The following is a 15,907-nucleotide window of genomic DNA, read 5'->3' on the forward strand; positions in this document are numbered from 1 at the left end:
TGCTGCGTCAAGAGGTGGATCCAGACCTCGATAGGCTCGCGGCATGCCCGCAACTGCCGCCCCACTCGATCAGGTGCGGGACGCCGTCGCCCCAGGTGCCTGGAGCACCGCGACGGCGGATCTCGCCGGGATGGCGCACGACGCCTCCCACTATCTGCTCCGCCCGCGCGCCATCGCCACCCCGGCCACCTTCCCTGAGCTCGTGGCGGCACTGACCGCGGCCCACCGCGCAGGTCAGCCGGTGACCTTCCGCGCCGGTGGCACCTCCCTCTCCGGCCAGGCCGGCACCGACGGCGTGCTGATCGATGTGCGCCGCCATTTCGACGAGGTGGAGGTGCTCGACGGTGGCGCCAGGGTGCGGTGCGCGCCGGGCGCCGTGCTCCGCCGGGTCAATGCCATGCTTGCGCGGTACGGCCGCAAGCTCGGCCCCGACCCCGCTAGCGAGATCGCCTGCACGGTGGGCGGAGTGGTGGCGAACAACTCCTCCGGCATGACCAGCGGGATCGCCGCCACGGCCTATCACACGCTCGATTCGATCCGTTTCGTGCTGCCCACCGGCACGGTGGTAGATACCGCCGAGGCGGATGCCGACGCGCGGCTGCGAGCCGCAGAGCCGGACCTGCATGACGGGCTGCTGCGCCTACGTGAGCAGATCCGTTCCACACCGGCCCTCCGGGCGGTGATCGAGCACCAGTTCTCCATGAAGAACACGATGGGCTACGCGCTCAACGCATTCCTCGACCACGATGATCCGGCACAGATTCTCGCTCATCTGATGGTCGGCTCGGAGGGCACCCTCGGATATATCGCCTCGGTGGTGCTGCGCACCGTTCCGGTGCCCACCGAACATGCGACCGCACTGTTGGTGCTCGATTCCGCCGGGGCTGCGACCGATGCCCTCCCGGAACTGCTCGGAGCCGGCGCACGGGCCGCCGAACTCATGGATGCCGCGGCCCTGCGCGTGGCACAGCGACTCCCGGCCGCACCGGCACAGATGAAGGACCTCCAGGTGTCCGGCCATGCGGGTCTCCTGATCGAGTTCCAGACCACCGATGCCGGTGAACTTGCCGACCAGGTGGCCGCGGCCCGGCCAGTGCTCAAGCGCCTCGGGGTCGCCGCCGAGTTCACCTCCGAAGCCTCCGCACGTTCGGCCATGTGGGTGGTGCGCAAGGGGCTGTACGCCGCAGTGGCCGGAGCACGCCGCCCCGGCACCACCAACCTGCTCGAGGACATCGCCGTTCCCCCGCCGGCGCTCACCGACACGGTGCACGGGCTGGCTGGCCTGTTCGATCAATACGGGTACGACGACGCCGTGATCTTCGGCCACGCGCGGGACGCGAACCTGCACTTCATGATCACCCCGAACCTCGACGACGCGGGCGAGTTGGCCGGCTATGAGGCATTCACCGAGGACATGGTGGATCTGGTGCTCGGCGCCGACGGCACTCTCAAGGCCGAACACGGCACGGGCCGGATCATGTCTGCCTACGTGCGCCGTCAGTTCGGGGACGAGCTGTACGCGGTGATGGGTGAGGTGAAGCGGCTGTGCGATCCCCGCGGCATCCTCGCCCCCGGTGTGCTGCTCGATGATGATCCTCGCGCGCACGTGCGCAACCTCAAGGTGGTGCCGACCGTGAACGGCGCGGTGGACCGGTGCGTGGACTGCGGATTCTGCGAGCCTGCCTGCCCCTCGCGTAACACCACCACCACGCCGCGCCGCAGGATCGCCCTGCTCCGGGAAGCCGAACTGGCCGGCGCATCCGGCGATACCGCCACCCAGTCCCAGATCGAATCCGCGTACTCCTATGACGCCGTGCAGACCTGTGCGGCGGACTCCCTGTGCGCCCGCGCCTGCCCCGTGGACATCGACACCGGAGCGGTGATGAAGTCCTTCCGCGCCGCCGAGCACGGCCCGTTCGCCCAACGCGCCGGGGGAGCGGTGGCCGGGGCATGGAGTCCCGTCAGCGCTGGTCTGCGCACCGGCCTGCGGATTGCCGACGCCGTGCCCTCACCCGTACTCAGTGGTCTGACCTCCGCCTTGCGGGGGGTGCTCCCGCATGAGCTGGTGCCCGCCGTCGGTGCAGATCTGCCCGGTGCGGGCAGCCGCCGCAGTGATCTACCGGCCCGGGAGGCCAGGCAGGGTACCGAGAGCGAGCAGGCACATGGCGACGCTGTGTTCTTCCCCTCCTGCACCGGCGCGATGTTCGGCCCTGCCTCGGGCGGAGAGGGAGCCTCGGCTGCGTTCCTCGAGGTGTGCGAGCGGGCCGGCCTCGATGTGATGCTCGCGGACCGGATCGACGAACTGTGCTGCGGGACGCCGTGGGCGTCCAAGGGGTTCACCGACGGGCAGAATGCGATGGCCGCCCGCGTCGCGGATTCGGTCATCGCCGCCACCGACGGCGGCCGGTTGCCCCTGGTCTGTGACGCCGCCTCATGTACGCACGGCCTGGCCGACCTGGCCGCCCACCTTGACCCGGTGCGTGCCACCCTATGGTCTGAGATCGAGGTGCTGGACGCCGTGACCTTTGTTCGCCGCGAGGTGCTTCCCCGTCTCGACGTGCCTGTGCAGCTGGACACCCTGGTGCTGCACCCCACCTGTTCCACTGAGCATCTGGGCACGGGCGGTGACTTGCAGGCGGTGGCCGGTGCGGTCGCCCGCGAGGTGACGGTGCCGCCGTCATGGGGGTGCTGCGGGTTCGCCGGGGACCGGGGCATGCTGCACCCGGAGCTCACTGCCGGCGCCACCGAGGCCGAGGCGGAGGAGATTGGTGCCATCGAGGCTGCGGACGGAATGTTCGACAGCTACGCCTCGTGCAACCGCACCTGTGAGATGGGGATGTCTCGTGCGACGGGGCGCGAGTACGAGCACGTCGTCGAAGTGCTCGCCCGCCTCACCCGCCCGGTGTGACGCGGCTCGAGCCCGGTCTTCTCCCTCGGTGGGCCGGGCGGGCGGTAGTCAGCGACCGCGCGCGCTTCCGCCTGGGAGTCCGCACGTGCGCTCGCCTCACTGGGGCCTGTTGCACATCTGGTGGATCACACGGAGAACCGGCCCGGCCCGCACCCCGCAGATGAGGACCGCCAGCACGCCCATCGAGCGCAACTGAACACCGCGAGAGACTGCACTGGGCTTAACGTGAGAAGTGCCGGACCCATCCCGCTCCCAGAAGGGAGCGAGAGGGCCCGGCACCTCGCCGAACGACTCAGTCAGTGCTGGTCACGCGGTGCTCACCGGCTAGTTGATCAGACTCCGGCCGGCCGCTGGTCGAACCAGGGGCGGTTCTTGATCAGCAAGGCACAGACGATCGCGATCCAGACGATCGGAATCAGGCTCATACCGCCGCCACCGGTGACCATCCCCACGATGCTCAGGATCACGTAGAGCGCACCGAGCACGATCAGGCCGTACAGGCCCACCTTGCTGCGGCGGAATGCGAGGACGGCGAGCACGATCGCGATGATCGAGATGACCAGCATCACACCACCGATGACGGGCAGGGTGTCGACCATCTCGCTGGGCACGCCTGCGTCCTGCAGCTCATCGGTCATGCCGGAGGCGCCGAACATGATCAGGCTGAGCACCACGAGGATCGCGCTGCCCACCCAGGTCATCACCGCTGCCGCGGTGACCCCGCCGGGCCGCTTGTCAGAGCTGGGCCCCTCGTAGGACCCGTACGCGCCGTATTCGCCCCCGGTCGGTGCCGTGGGTGCCGCGGGCGGGGCCTGCCATGCCGCCCCCGCCTGGGGGACCTGTGCCGCCTGCGGCGGACCTGCGGGCGGAACCGGCGCGGCCGGCGACTGGTTGGGGTCCTGCGGCCGGTTCGGGTCCTGCGGAGTCTGTGGATACGACATGGTGATCACCCTCCTGGTTGACTGCCACCACCGTACGGGGAAGCGGCCGGGCGTGCGATCGGCGGCGCGGGGGAGAAATACCCATCCCGACTCATCCGGACGGGGGAGAAGTACGAGTGCGAGCATGCGGCGTCCACCGCCTGGGGTGTCGCTACCGGTGGTCCTGCCGGTCGAAGCCGTAGGTCTGGATCGCCGCCGTGGAGCCGTCGCGGAGGGCACGCAGGACGCAGGCCTCGTGCGGCACCACGGGAGCGGGGAGGGCGTCGAGCCGGAACCACTGCAACCCCGCCGACTTGGCGGGCTCCATCGTGCGTGGCGTGCCGGACCAGCGCCGGCAGGCAAAGAAGAAGTCGACCCGTTCATCGATCTCGCGGTGATTACCGTGCGTGCGATGCATCGCGGTGAGCGGCTCCAGATCATTCGGCGCCACAGTGACGCCGAGTTCCTCCCTCGCCTCGCGAACGGCAGCGGCGAGTACCGACTCGCCTGCCTCGACGTGCCCGGCTGCGGCACACGCCCAGTGCTCGTCCCGGTACCCGGTCCCGCGCCGGTACTGCAACAGCACCTCACGATCGGACTCCTCGCCCCGCTGCAGAATCAGGTACGCGGCCGGGACCACCTGGAATCGGGACGTCATTCGAGCACCGTACAAGCCCGCGCAGGAGACGCGCGGGCCCTCCGAGCCATCCAAGCCCTCGATCGCTCCGAACTCCCTGTATCCCACAACCCAGGAGGAAGCGGTGAGCACCCATGTCCGTCGCAGAGATCGCGCCCACCGCCTCGGTGGTGCCGTCGATGCGTCCCCGGACAGGTCATACTGGGGCGATGACCGCCGCCGACCCGCCAGCGCCGCTCACGGCGGCGGACCGGGCCGCGCTGCTCGCCCGTTCGGCCGGCGGGGATCGTGAGGCGTTCGCTGCGCTGTACGACGACGTCGCTTCCCTGGCCTTCGGCGTGGCCGTGCGAATCGTGCGGGATCGCGATCTGGCCGCCGACGTGACGCAAGAAGCGATGGTCGAGGTCTGGCGCACCGCCGCGCGGTACCGGCCGGAGTCCGGACCGGTGACGGCGTGGGTGGCGCTGCTGACTCGTCGCCGTGCCGTCGACCGGGTGCGTGCGGAGCAGTCCTATCGGGACCGCACCGAGAAGATGGCCCCACATTCGTTCGACCGGCCCTTCGATGAGGTCTCGGAGACGGTGGTGGGGCGCGATCAGGCCCGAGCAGTCCAGAACTGTCTCGGTACGTTGACAGACCGGCAGCGGACCGCCGTCGAACGTGCCTTTTACGGTGGCCTCACCTACCGGGAGGTTGCCCAGGAGAGCGGGGCGGCGTTGCCCACGGTGAAGTCCCGGATCCGGGACGGCCTTCTGCGCCTACGCGACTGCTTGGGATTCGAACAGGCTGGAGGTGCGACGTGAGTACCGACGAGGTGCGTGCCCTGCTGGGGGCATGGGCAATTGATGCGGTCGACGACGTCGAACGTCAGGCGGTGGAACGTGCACTGGCCGAGGATCCTGACCTCGCGCGGGAAGCGGCCGAACTGCGCGAAGCGGTCGCACAACTCGCAGAGGCCGAGCGCACTCCTGTCCCGGCCGCGCTGCGTGAGCGGGTGCTGCTCGAGGTGGCCGCCGTCGACCCGAGGGGGTCGGACCACGCCGGGGCACGGCAGTCCCAGAGCGAGTACCGCCGCACACGTGGGCTCCGGCAGGGGCGCCGGGTGACCTTGCGACGGCTGGCCGTGGCCGCTGCCCTGATCGTCGCGGTGGGGATCCCCTCCGGCCTCGCGTGGCAGGAGCGGCAGCGAGCCGATCGCCTCGACGCACAGTTGGAGGTCGTGATCGACTCACTCGTGGACGCTCAGGCGCAGGTGACACAGGCGGACGTGGCAGGCGGTGGATCCGCTGCGCTGATCGACGACGGGTCCCGGGTGATCTTCGCGGCAGCCGGTCTGCCCGAATTGACCGACCAGGACTATCAGCTGTGGATGATCGTCGACTCGGAGCCGGCGCCCGCCGACGTGCTGGATCTGCACGATGGGACTGCCACGGCCGAGATGGCGAACGTCCCGGCCGGCGCCAGCGTGGCCGTCACCGTGGAACCGCCCGGCGGATCCCAGGTGCCATCGTCCGAACCCGTCGTGGTACTCGCACGGAGCTGACCGACGGACCGGAGGAATTCAGTCGCCGGGGAGCACCAGCGGAACGAACCGGTACTGGCCGGCGGGTGTGCTCCGGAACGTCTCTGCGGTGCGCTCCACCACGGTCATCGTGGTGCCGACCGGGAGGACCATGCGGCCGCCGTCGGCGAGTTGAGCGAGCAGTTCGGCCGGAATCTGGGGTGCCGTCGCCGAGACCAGGATCCGGTCGTATGGCCCTGCCTCGGGGCGGCCGAGTACATCCCGGTGTGCGCGATGGATCGTTGCCCACGGTACGGCGGCAGCGCGCAGATTCTGCCGGCCCGCCGCCACCAAGGCAGGTCGCACCTCGACCCCGTCGACCCGCCCGCTCGGACCCACGAGATGTGCGAGCAGCGCGGTGGTCCATCCCGAGCCACTGCCCACATCGAGCACCGCCGCGCCCTGGGGAACGTCGAGGAGCTCGAGCATCGAGCGGACCGTGGATGGCTGGGAGCACGTCTGGCCCTCGGTCAGATGGAGGGGAAGGTCGGCGCCGGCGTCCTTCTGCTGTTCGGGGGGCAGGAACAGCGTGCGCGGCATGGCGTCAAAGGCGCGGTCGATGGCGGCGCCATCGCCGGAGTCGATCTGACTCGCCATGTTCGCTCACCGCCACTCTCATTGCTCTGCATTCGACGGTACTGCGCATGAGACGGTCCTGCGTGGCGCGCCGGGTGCGGCGGTCAGCCGCCAGTGCCAGTGCCAGAGCCGGTGCCCGCTGCCTGCCCACTGCCTGCCTGCCCACCGTCAGACGGCTCACCGCCGCCGGCCGGGCCCTCCTCGGGAGGTGCGCCCCCACCGCCCGCCGCGGCTGGCTCCGTCGTCGGGTCCACACCGACCGTGAGCGAGACGACGTAACCCGACGAGAGGTCGCCGGTGACGGTGGCGAGTTGGCTGGCTCCGCCGTCGTCGGAGAAGACGTTGTCAGTGGCCAGCGATACCCGGGCCAGGTTGTCCACCGATGCCTCGTACCCGCTCTGGGCGTAGACGGCGTCACACACGTCCTGCGGCAGTGCCACCTGGGATGTGGCGATCGCGGTGGTCGAGTCCGTGATGCTCGCCTGATCGGGGTACACCTCGAAGTGGATGTGTGGCCATCGACCGTCGTAGCAGGCCGGGAAGATACTCGAGAAACTCACCAGACCCTCCTCGTCGGCGATCTGGACCCCGCGCAGGTAGTTCTCCTCGGTGATGCCCTCGGAGTACATCGAGTATGCGCCACCTTGAGTGCAGTGCCACACGTAGACGGCCACCCCGTCGAAGGGGGCCTCACCGTCGTCCAGGTTCACAATGGTCAGATCGAGCTCCATCGGAACTCCCTCGGCAACCCCGCTTGCCTCACCGAAGCTGGAGCGGATGTCGCTGCGGATGATGCCGCTCTGCTCGAGGACGTCGGGCCCGTTCGACCCGTCGCCGGGGTACGGTCCGGCAGTCTCCTCGGGAATCTCCGTCAGGCCCGATGCGCCCGTGCTCGATGGGTCCGGCGTACCTGACGCGTCGGAGGTTGCCCCCGCGGAGCACGCCGCGAGTCCGAGCCCGGCCGCCCCGGACCCCAGCACCGAGAGCATCCGCCGCCTCGTGAGCACAGTGACGACGTCGAACCCGAGCCCCTGATCGACCAACTCCTCCTCCGGGTGCGGCAGCACCCGGCCCTGGTAGGTGGGTCGAGCGGGCGGCGGGCTAGCGAAGCCGGGGGTCTGGTTCCGGAAGGCGGTCAACTGCGCGAAAGGGGTCATGGCGATCTCCTTGTGGTGGGCGATGGCCTCACGCTAGGAATCGCAGCCGGGGGCGGCCTGGGACGGTACTGAAGATCTCCTGGGAGTGTGTCACCTCGCTCGCTGCCGGACCTGCGCCAGTGCCGCGGCGTATTGCGGCCCGAGATCGACCTCTGCACCGTGGAATCGCCAGGTGATCAGGTGCTCCGGTGTGAACCGGCGGGCGCACCGTGCGCAAGCCAGCGGGCGAGTCGGGCGCCGGTATCGTTGGTGCACGTGCCCCGCACGGCAGTACCCCTCCCACGGTGCAGGGGGAGCGGGCGCGTCCGCAGGAAGGCAGCGTTGGCCACTTGCCCCGATCTCGACGGCGATCTGCCGCCACCGCGGGCCGTGCCCGCTGCGTGGGCCGGCCAACGCGTGGGCGATCTCATGCAGCACCGTGTCGCGGACGGCGTCGTCATCGAGCAGCGGCACCAAGTGCCGACTCAGGCTGATGGTGCGGGTGTCGTATCGACATAGTCCTGCCCGGCGGCGGGCGGAGTCGAGCCTCAGCTGCCATTCGGTGAGGCCGTGCTCGTTCAGCAGCTGACGGCCCAGCTCCAGTGCAGTGTTCAGGTCCATAGTTCCCGCCCGGTCACGTCGATCAATACGTCGTGCACGCTATCCGTGCCCTCTGACACCGGCCGTCGCGTGCACCTCACACCTCGGCGAGCGCTTTGCGGAGGCGTTTGGCCGAGACCGGTTCAGAGGTGCCGAGCTGCTGGGCGAAGAAGCTCACCCGGAGTTCCTCCAACTGCCAGCGCACCTGATCCACCCGAGCCATGCGGATCGGATCGCCCTCGGCGCTGCGCCCGGCCGCCCACCACGCCTCCTGCAGTTCGCTCAGCTGCCACGCAAGGTCCGCATCCCGGCGTGGGTTCTCGGCCGCCTTCTGCAGGCGTACGACGGCGGCCCGTAGGTACCGGGGCAGGTGGGCCAGCCGGTCGGGGGGTGTGGTGAGGAGGAAACCCTCGTGGATGAGCGCCTTCTGCTGGTCGCGGACGTCGGTGAGCACATCGAGCAGGGCCATCGAGGTGGTCGCCTTGATGCAGCCGTCGAGCTCCCGGGAGATGGTGAGGATCTCTGCTGCCAGCACGGCAAGCCGGTGCACTTCGTCCTCCAGGCCATGGCGCAGCCTGGTCACCAGTTGCTCGAAATCTTCCCGACGGCGCAGCGCGGCCAGATCTGCCTCGGCGGTGAGGCTGGCGATGGCGGCCAGCTGCAGGTCGCGGACCAGCGCATCAGTGGACCGGTACGGACTGGCGGCCAGCGCCAGCGACTGCGCAGAGCTCCACCGGGAGGTCACCCGGTTCGTGGCCAGCGCCAGCCGGTGCAGCAGCAACGCCCGCACCCCGCCGCGGTGCGCCACCGCTTGGTTCCCAGCGTCAGTCAGCACCCGCAACCCCACCGCGCGAGTGCGGGGTTTTTCGCTCATCTGCTGAGACTTACCCGAAATGTCCCGCACTCGTTCGTCCACGAGTGCGGGATAACCGCGAACTTCGAGGCCACCTGGTCCGGTGGAGGTCACCGAGGCGGGGATCACATCGAGTGCGGGCCAGTCAGTCAGCCCAGCTTCCTCAGCCAGGCCGGGCGTCAGTTCGGCTGCGTTGACCCGTGCGGCCGGCCCGCCCGGGGCACCGTCACCGCTCTGCTCACCCCGGTCCTTCGGGACGGGGCCACGGGCCTGACTGAGCGCACCCCGGACGGCGGAACGGACGGCGTCGGCGGATTCCCGGGCGAGCCGGCGCTGCAACTGCGCCAGGTCGTTCCCGGTGCCCATCACGGCACCGCGCTCCCCGTGTACCTGGAACGTCATCCGCAGGTGCGGCGGGACCCGATCGGTGTCCACATCGTCGGCGCGCACGGTCACCTCGCGCATCTCGGCCACACACCTGGCGAACGCCTCCAGGAATCCGGGTGCGCCGTCGGGTGCCGGTGCCACCTCCGCCCACGGCGGCAGCCGGGCCACCACCTCTCTGGCCACGTCCGGCGCCGGAACCAGGTTGCGGCGCAGTGGCTTCGGCAACGCGCGAATGGTGGCCACTACGAGTTCGTCGATCAGGCCCGGGACGAGCCAGTCGAACCCGTCCGGGCGCACCTGATGCAGCACGGCGATCGGGATGTGCACGGTCACGCCATCGCTCTCGGTGCCCGGTTCGAACTGATAGCTCAGCGGCAACGTGAGATCACCCTGACGCCACGTGTCCGGGAAGGCATCCGGATCGAGCCCCTCCTGCTCGGGGATGAGCAGCTCCATGGTGAAGCTGAGCAGGTCGGGGGAATCGCGACGGGTGTTCTTCCACCAGGAATCGAAGTGCCGGGCGGTGGTGACCTCGGCGGGAATGCGGGCGTCGTAGAAGTCGTAGATGCCTGCATCGTCGATGAGCAGATCGTGCCGGCGCTCGCGGGCGGCGACAGACTCGGCCTCGGCGAGCAATTCGGCATTGGCCGCGACGAAGGCGTGCCGGCTGCGCCAGTCGCCCTCCACCAGGGCGCGGCGGATGAACATCTCCCGGGCCGTGTGCGGATCCACGCGCGCCAGCGGAACGGGCCGTTCGGCAACGATCGGGAGCCCGTAGAGCAGCACCTTCTCCTTGACCATCGCCGCGCCCTGCTTGGACGACCAGAATGGTTCCGCGTGCACCCGCTTGATCAGGTGCTCGGCGAGAGGTTCGGCCCACTCGGGTTTGATCCGTGCGACGGTGCGGGCGAACAGCCGGGAGGTCTCCACCAGTTCACCGGCCATCACCCACGCCGGGTTTTTCTTCGCCAGGTGCGAGCCGGGGAAGATCACGAACTTCGTGCCGCGTGCGCCGGTGTACTCGCGGCGGCGTTCGTCCCAGGAGCCGATCTGGGAGAGCAGCCCGGCGAGCAGCGAGATGTGGATGGCGTCTGCCCTGGCGTCAGCCTGTTCCTTGGTCTGCTCGCTCGGGTCGTGGCGTTCGTGGCCCAGCGGCAGGCCGAGGTGCTTGACCATCTGACGCAACTGGGAATGCACGTCCTGCCACTCCCGGATCCGCAGGAAGTGCAGGTACTCGGCCTTGCACTGGCGGTGGAACGCCGAGGAGGAGAGGTCGCGCTGCTGGGTGATCAGGTACCGCCACAGATTCAGGATGGAGAGGAAGTCCGAGGTGGGGTCAGCGAACCGGCGATGCTTCTCGTCGGCGGCCTGCTGGGCCTCGGCCGGGCGCTCGCGGACGTCCTGAACGGACAGGCCGGCCACGATGATCATCACCTCGCGCAGGCACCCCTGCTTCGCTGCCTCGACGATCATCCGGCCCATCCGGGGATCGATCGGCAACTGGGCGAGCTGGCGTCCCGTCGTCGTCAACCGGGTCTCCGGCCCCGTGGTGTCCATCGCGCCCAGCTCATGCAGCAGTTGGGTGCCGTCCCGGATGGCGCGGGAGTCCGGGGGGTCGAGGAAGTCGAACCGGGTGATTTCACCCAGCCCTGCGGCAGCCATCTGCAAGATCACCGAGGCCAGCGAGGTGCGCAGGATCTCCGGCTCCGTGAACTCCGGGCGGCCGTCGTAGTCGCGGCGGGAGTAGAGCCGGATACAGATACCGTCCGCCACCCGCCCGCACCGCCCGGCGCGCTGGTTCGCACTGGCCTGGCTGACCGGTTCGATCGGCAGTCGCTGCACCTTGGTGCGATTGGAGTAGCGGGAGATTCTGGCGGTGCCGGTGTCGATCACGTACCGGATGCCCGGCACCGTCAGAGACGTCTCAGCCACGTTCGTGGCGATCACGATCCGCCGGACCGTGTGCTTCTCGAACACCCGGTGCTGCTCGGCGGACGAGAGGCGCGCATACAACGGCACCACCTCGACGGCGTCGGGGGCGTGGGCGGAGGATCTGACCATCCCGGCCTTGACGTACCGGTGTCCCAGATGGCTGGCGAGCGCGTCGGTGGCGTCGCGGATCTCCCGCTCACCGGAGCAGAAGACCAGGATGTCCCCGGGGCCGGCGGCCATCAGCTCGTCCGCGGCGAGGCAGATACCGGTGGACTGGTCGATGGCGTCCTCTGCATGGCCAGCACCGACGGGCGGTGAGGGGGTGGGAGAGGGGGCTCCGCCGTCGGGGGTATCCGTGCCGGTGGCACTCTCGTCCTCGAGATCGGGCACCAGCGGCCGGTACCGCACCTCCACCGGGTAGGTACGCCCGGAGACCTCGATCACCGGCACCCGCCCCTGGCGTGAGTGCGGCCCTTCTCGCTCATTTGCTGAGATATGGCCGAGATTGGCCGCACTCGCTGGCGTGATGGCCGAGGCGAAGTACTCCGCGAACCGCTCGGAGTCGATCGTGGCGGAGGTGACGATCACCTTCAGGTCGGGCCGCTGGGGGAGCAGCTGGTGCAGGTAGCCGAGCAGGAAGTCGATGTTCAGGGACCGCTCGTGCGCCTCGTCCACGATGATCGTGTCGTACCGGCGCAGCAGCGGATCCCGCTGGATCTCGGCGAGCAGGATCCCGTCGGTCATCACCTTGATCAGCGTGGTCGGCGAGACCTGGTCGGTGAACCGCACCTGGTAGCCCACCACGCCGCCGAGTTCTACGGCGAGTTCTTCGCTGAGCCGTTCGGCCACTGTGCGAGCGGCGATCCGGCGCGGCTGGGTGTGCCCGATCGTGCCGTGGATGCCGCGACCCAGCTCGAGGCAGATCTTCGGGATCTGGGTGGTCTTCCCGGACCCGGTGGCCCCCGCCACGATCACCACCTGATGGTCCCGGATGGCGGCGGCGATGTCTTCTGCCCGTGCGCTGACCGGCAGCTGAGCGGGGTAGGAGATCGGCGGGAGTGCGGCCTCCCGTTGGGCGATGACTTCCGGCGACGGCGGCCGGTAGCCCTGGCGCGGCCTGCCGGGGTTTCGCTTCTGGTCACCAGGGCGGTCAGTGGGCTGGCCGCTACGCCGGGGCTTCCCGCGGGGTCGACGGCGTCGGGGCGCCTGGTCGCGGCGCTCCCGGTCTGGGCGGGGGGTGGTCTCGCTCACTCGTTTCGCTGGCTCGGGTTCGGAGTTGGCACGGGCTCGGCCCATTCTCCCTGATGTGTCAGCACCATTTCCCGGGCAGCGGTTGCTGGGTCCCGATCTGCCAAGTGTGACCGGTACCACAGGCCGATTGATCGCGAACTTCGCCGACATGGGAACAGGTGAGCGAAGGTCGCTGTTGCTGCGTTCATGACCTCCCCTGCCCCGACCCGGGAGCGCCTCGGTTTCGGTTTCGTGCTGCTGCTGGCCGCGCTCGTCGCGATCGGACCTCTGACCATTGACCTCTACCTGGCGGCGTTCCCCGAGATCGTCACCGATCTGGAGACCTCCCAGGCCAAGGTTCAGCTCACCATGACGGCGACCTTGGCAGGGCTCGCCGTCGGGCAGCTGGTGATCGGCTCGCTCTCGGACTCCTACGGCCGGCGGCGGCCGCTGCTGATCTCCTTGGCGGTCTACGTGCTCACCTCGCTTGCCATCATCGGCGTGCAGAATGTGGAGATACTGACGGCGCTGCGGGTAGTGCAAGGACTCACCGGCGGCGCAGGCATGGTCCTCGCCCTGGCGGTGGTGCGGGACAGGTTCGGCGGCATGGGCATCGGCACGGTGATCTCCCGGTTGATGCTGGTGGTCGGGGTCGCTCCGATCTTGGCGCCGACGTTGGGCGCGCAGATCCTGCTGTTCGGGAACTGGCGGATGATGTTCGCGGTCCTGGCCGGGTTCGGGGTGCTGCTGTTGATCGTGGCCGGCGTCTTCCTCAAGGAGTCGTTGCCGCGCGAGCTCAGGCGCAGTACCGGAGTGAAGGCAGCACTCGGTTCCTACCGCTCCCTGGCCACGGACTGGTCCTACATCGGCGCGGTGCTCATGGGGGCCTTCTTCATGGGCGCGATGTTCACCTACGTCTCCTCCTCAACATTCGTCTTCCAGGAGGGCTTCGGGCTCACCGCGAGCGAATTCGGTTACATCTTCGGCGCAGGGGCACTGGCCGTGACTGCTGGATCGCAGATCAATGGCGCGCTGGTACGCAGGATCCGGCCCGAGCGAATCGTGACCGTGGCCATCGCGACCGGGTGGGTGCTCGCCCTGGCGTTGTTCGTGGTGGCACTCTCAGTCGGCGAAGGTGAGGGCTTCTGGCCGTTGCTGGCGCTGCTCGTGCCGACGTTGGGCACCGTGGGCTTCGTGCTGCCGTCGGTGCCGGCGATCGTGCTGGAGCACAACGGTCACCGAGCAGGCTCGGCCGCCGCATTGAACGGCGCCATGGGATTCGTGATGGGCGCGCTCATCTCTCCCGTGAGCGGGTTGTTCGGTGGCACCGCGGCGGCGATGGCCGGGGTGATGTTCGCGGTGATCACGATCTCTGCTGTGCTGCTGATCGCCGTGCGGCGCCAGTGGCGGCGCACCGAGCAGGGCCTGGACCTGACCAGGACTGCTCAGCCGGCCGACCGGCCGACGCCGAGCGTCGCAGCCGCGGAGCCGGCGGCGACGCCCCAGCCGAGCACGGACGCAGCTCGCCGCTGATCTCGCCGCCTGGCGGTCTCTGCCTGTCTGACCGGCTGCCTGTCTGCCGACATGGCCGGCTCCGCCTGCCTACCGGACTGACTCTGGAGGCCTGCGGCGTGGCCACGGCGACCCTTCGCCGTCGTGCGCAAGGACGTACGGCTCATCCCCCACCTTCGCCTGCTCGAACGCCAGCCGTTCCTTGAGCTCGCTGAGCACCTCGGCGTACTTCGGATCGAGCGCGCGATTGTGTAATTCGTCCGGATCGCGCTCGAGGTCGTACAGCTCCCATTCCGGAGCGAACACGTTCTGCCGGGTGCCGGGCAGGCCGAGCCCGTCGTTGTAGAAGTAGATCAGCTTGTACCGCTGCGTGCGGATCCCGTAGTGGGCGAGTGCGCTGTGCGCGCCGTCGTCGTTCTCCCAGTAGCGGTAGTAGAACGCCTGATCCTGCGGCGGGGGCAACTCCTCGCGCAGATCGGTGAAGAAGCTCTCGCCCTGCATCCCCGGATGCGGCTCCACCCCGGCCGCCTCCAGGAAGGTGCGGGCCAGGTCGACGTTCGTGATGAACCGCTCGCTGCGCCGCCCGGCAGGCAGTGCCGCCGGGTAGCTGACCAGCATCGGCATCCGGATGGAATCCTCGTACATGAACCGCTTGTCGAACCACCCGTGATCACCGAGGAAGAAGCCCTGGTCCGAGGCATAGGTGAGAAGGGTGTCCTCGAACAGGCCACGGTCGGTGAGGTGGTCGATCAGCCGCCCGACGTTGTCGTCCACCGAGGCCACGCACGCGAGGTAGTCCTCCATATACCGCTGGTACTTCCACAGGGCCGCCTCTGCATAGGTCAGTCCCTGCGGTGGGTCCTGTTTGAGATCCTCCCGGGTGAGGTGGTCGGCGATCCGCATCGCCGCCCGATGCGCCGCGAGCCCGCGCGTGTCGTAATCGTCGGTGAACGTGGCGGGCACCGGGATCGGGTCTGAGTACATTCCGGCATGTTTCTCGTCCGGCTCCCAGGGCCGGTGCGGTGCCTTGTGGTGTACCAACAGACACCAGGGTGCGTCCGGATCCTCCTCGTGCTGGCGATCCAGCCACTCCAGGGCCAGGTCGGTGATCACATCCGTGGCGTACCCCTCGCGGCGCCGCTCACCATCGGGGCTGAGGAACAACGGGTCGACGTACTCGCCCTGACCGCCGCTGCCGGAGAGGACCTCCCACTCGTCGAACCCGCGTGGGTTGTGCCCTTCTCCTTCGCCCAGGTGCCACTTTCCGAAGATCGCAGTGCGATACCCGGCGTCCCGCAACTGGGAGACGAAGGTCGGCAAGCGGTTGTCGATCGGGGTGGCGAGGGTGGTCACCCCGTTCACGTGGGAGTAGGTACCGGTGAGAATCGAGGCCCGGCTCGGGGTGCAGATGGAGTTGGTGCAGTAGGCATGCTCCATCACCCAGCCGGCAGCGGCGATCCGGTCGATCTGCGGGGTGGTGTTCACCACCGAGCCGTAGGCGCCGACGGCGTGCGAGGCATGGTCGTCGGTGAGGATCATCAGGATGTTCGGTCGCCGGTTCGGCATCGGTACGTCCTTTCCTTCGCCAATCGACGGGTACACGTCGCGGTGCGGGCCATCGGCGCGCGGCGTGAGATCTACCCCGATTGTGCACA

At 69.0% G+C, this 15,907-nt stretch carries 11 protein-coding genes; 4 read left to right on the top strand and 7 right to left on the bottom strand.

The genetic code is table 11. From position 1 onward, the window contains the following. The first annotated feature begins 43 nt into the window (after positions 1 to 43). On the top strand, positions 44 to 2,908 hold the full coding sequence (locus tag LQF10_RS01515) for an FAD-binding and (Fe-S)-binding domain-containing protein (protein ID WP_231065747.1): 2,865 nt from the start codon (positions 44 to 46) through the stop codon (positions 2,906 to 2,908). A gap of 332 nt (positions 2,909 to 3,240) precedes the next feature. Here the strand turns inward: LQF10_RS01515 and LQF10_RS01520 are convergent, their stop codons facing one another. Together LQF10_RS01520 and LQF10_RS01525 are read right to left on the bottom strand one after the other, a co-directional pair. Further along, positions 3,241 to 3,849 (bottom strand): hypothetical protein, encoded by a 609-nt coding sequence (locus LQF10_RS01520; RefSeq protein WP_231065748.1) that lies wholly within the window; start codon positions 3,847 to 3,849, stop codon positions 3,241 to 3,243. A gap of 151 nt (positions 3,850 to 4,000) precedes the next feature. After that, positions 4,001 to 4,486 (bottom strand): NUDIX hydrolase, encoded by a 486-nt coding sequence (locus LQF10_RS01525; RefSeq protein WP_231065749.1) that lies wholly within the window; start codon positions 4,484 to 4,486, stop codon positions 4,001 to 4,003. A gap of 188 nt (positions 4,487 to 4,674) precedes the next feature. Between LQF10_RS01525 and LQF10_RS01530 the strand changes: the two genes are divergently transcribed. After that, positions 4,675 to 5,268, top strand: a complete 594-nt coding sequence (locus LQF10_RS01530; protein WP_231065750.1) for a sigma-70 family RNA polymerase sigma factor — start codon at positions 4,675 to 4,677, stop codon at positions 5,266 to 5,268. Continuing rightward, positions 5,265 to 6,008: an anti-sigma factor gene (locus LQF10_RS01535; RefSeq protein WP_231065751.1), complete on the top strand. Its 744-nt coding sequence runs from the start codon at positions 5,265 to 5,267 to the stop codon at positions 6,006 to 6,008. Before LQF10_RS01530 ends, LQF10_RS01535 begins: the two co-directional genes overlap by 4 nt. Before the next feature lie 18 nt (positions 6,009 to 6,026). Here the strand turns inward: LQF10_RS01535 and LQF10_RS01540 are convergent, their stop codons facing one another. The 4 genes from LQF10_RS01540 to hrpA form a co-directional block, all read right to left on the bottom strand. After that, positions 6,027 to 6,623 (bottom strand): protein-L-isoaspartate O-methyltransferase family protein, encoded by a 597-nt coding sequence (locus tag LQF10_RS01540; RefSeq protein WP_231065752.1) that lies wholly within the window; start codon positions 6,621 to 6,623, stop codon positions 6,027 to 6,029. An 83-nt stretch (positions 6,624 to 6,706) separates the two neighbouring features. Then, positions 6,707 to 7,759 (bottom strand): intradiol ring-cleavage dioxygenase, encoded by a 1,053-nt coding sequence (locus tag LQF10_RS01545; protein ID WP_231065753.1) that lies wholly within the window; start codon positions 7,757 to 7,759, stop codon positions 6,707 to 6,709. A gap of 90 nt (positions 7,760 to 7,849) precedes the next feature. After that, positions 7,850 to 8,359 carry a SprT-like domain-containing protein gene (locus tag LQF10_RS01550; protein ID WP_231065754.1) on the bottom strand — a complete coding sequence of 170 codons (510 nt, stop codon included), beginning with the start codon at positions 8,357 to 8,359 and terminating at the stop codon, positions 7,850 to 7,852. Positions 8,360 to 8,435: 76 nt separating this feature from the next. After that, complete coding sequence (gene hrpA / locus LQF10_RS01555; RefSeq protein ID WP_231065755.1) at positions 8,436 to 12,761, bottom strand: ATP-dependent RNA helicase HrpA; 4,326 nt, start codon at positions 12,759 to 12,761, stop codon at positions 8,436 to 8,438. A 186-nt stretch (positions 12,762 to 12,947) separates the two neighbouring features. Here hrpA and LQF10_RS01560 point away from each other — a divergent pair, with 186 nt between their 5' ends. Further along, a complete protein-coding gene (locus LQF10_RS01560; protein ID WP_231065756.1) occupies positions 12,948 to 14,273 on the top strand; it encodes a multidrug effflux MFS transporter in 1,326 nt (441 codons plus the stop codon). Between the two features lie 69 nt (positions 14,274 to 14,342). Here LQF10_RS01560 and LQF10_RS01565 read toward each other — a convergent pair whose 3' ends face one another. Beyond that, entirely contained in the window at positions 14,343 to 15,818 is a 1,476-nt protein-coding gene (locus tag LQF10_RS01565) for a sulfatase family protein (protein WP_231065757.1), read from the bottom strand. Between the last annotated feature and the right edge of the window lie 89 nt (positions 15,819 to 15,907).

This window comes from Ruania halotolerans, assembly GCF_021049285.1.
Lineage (GTDB): Bacteria > Actinomycetota > Actinomycetes > Actinomycetales > Beutenbergiaceae > Ruania > Ruania halotolerans.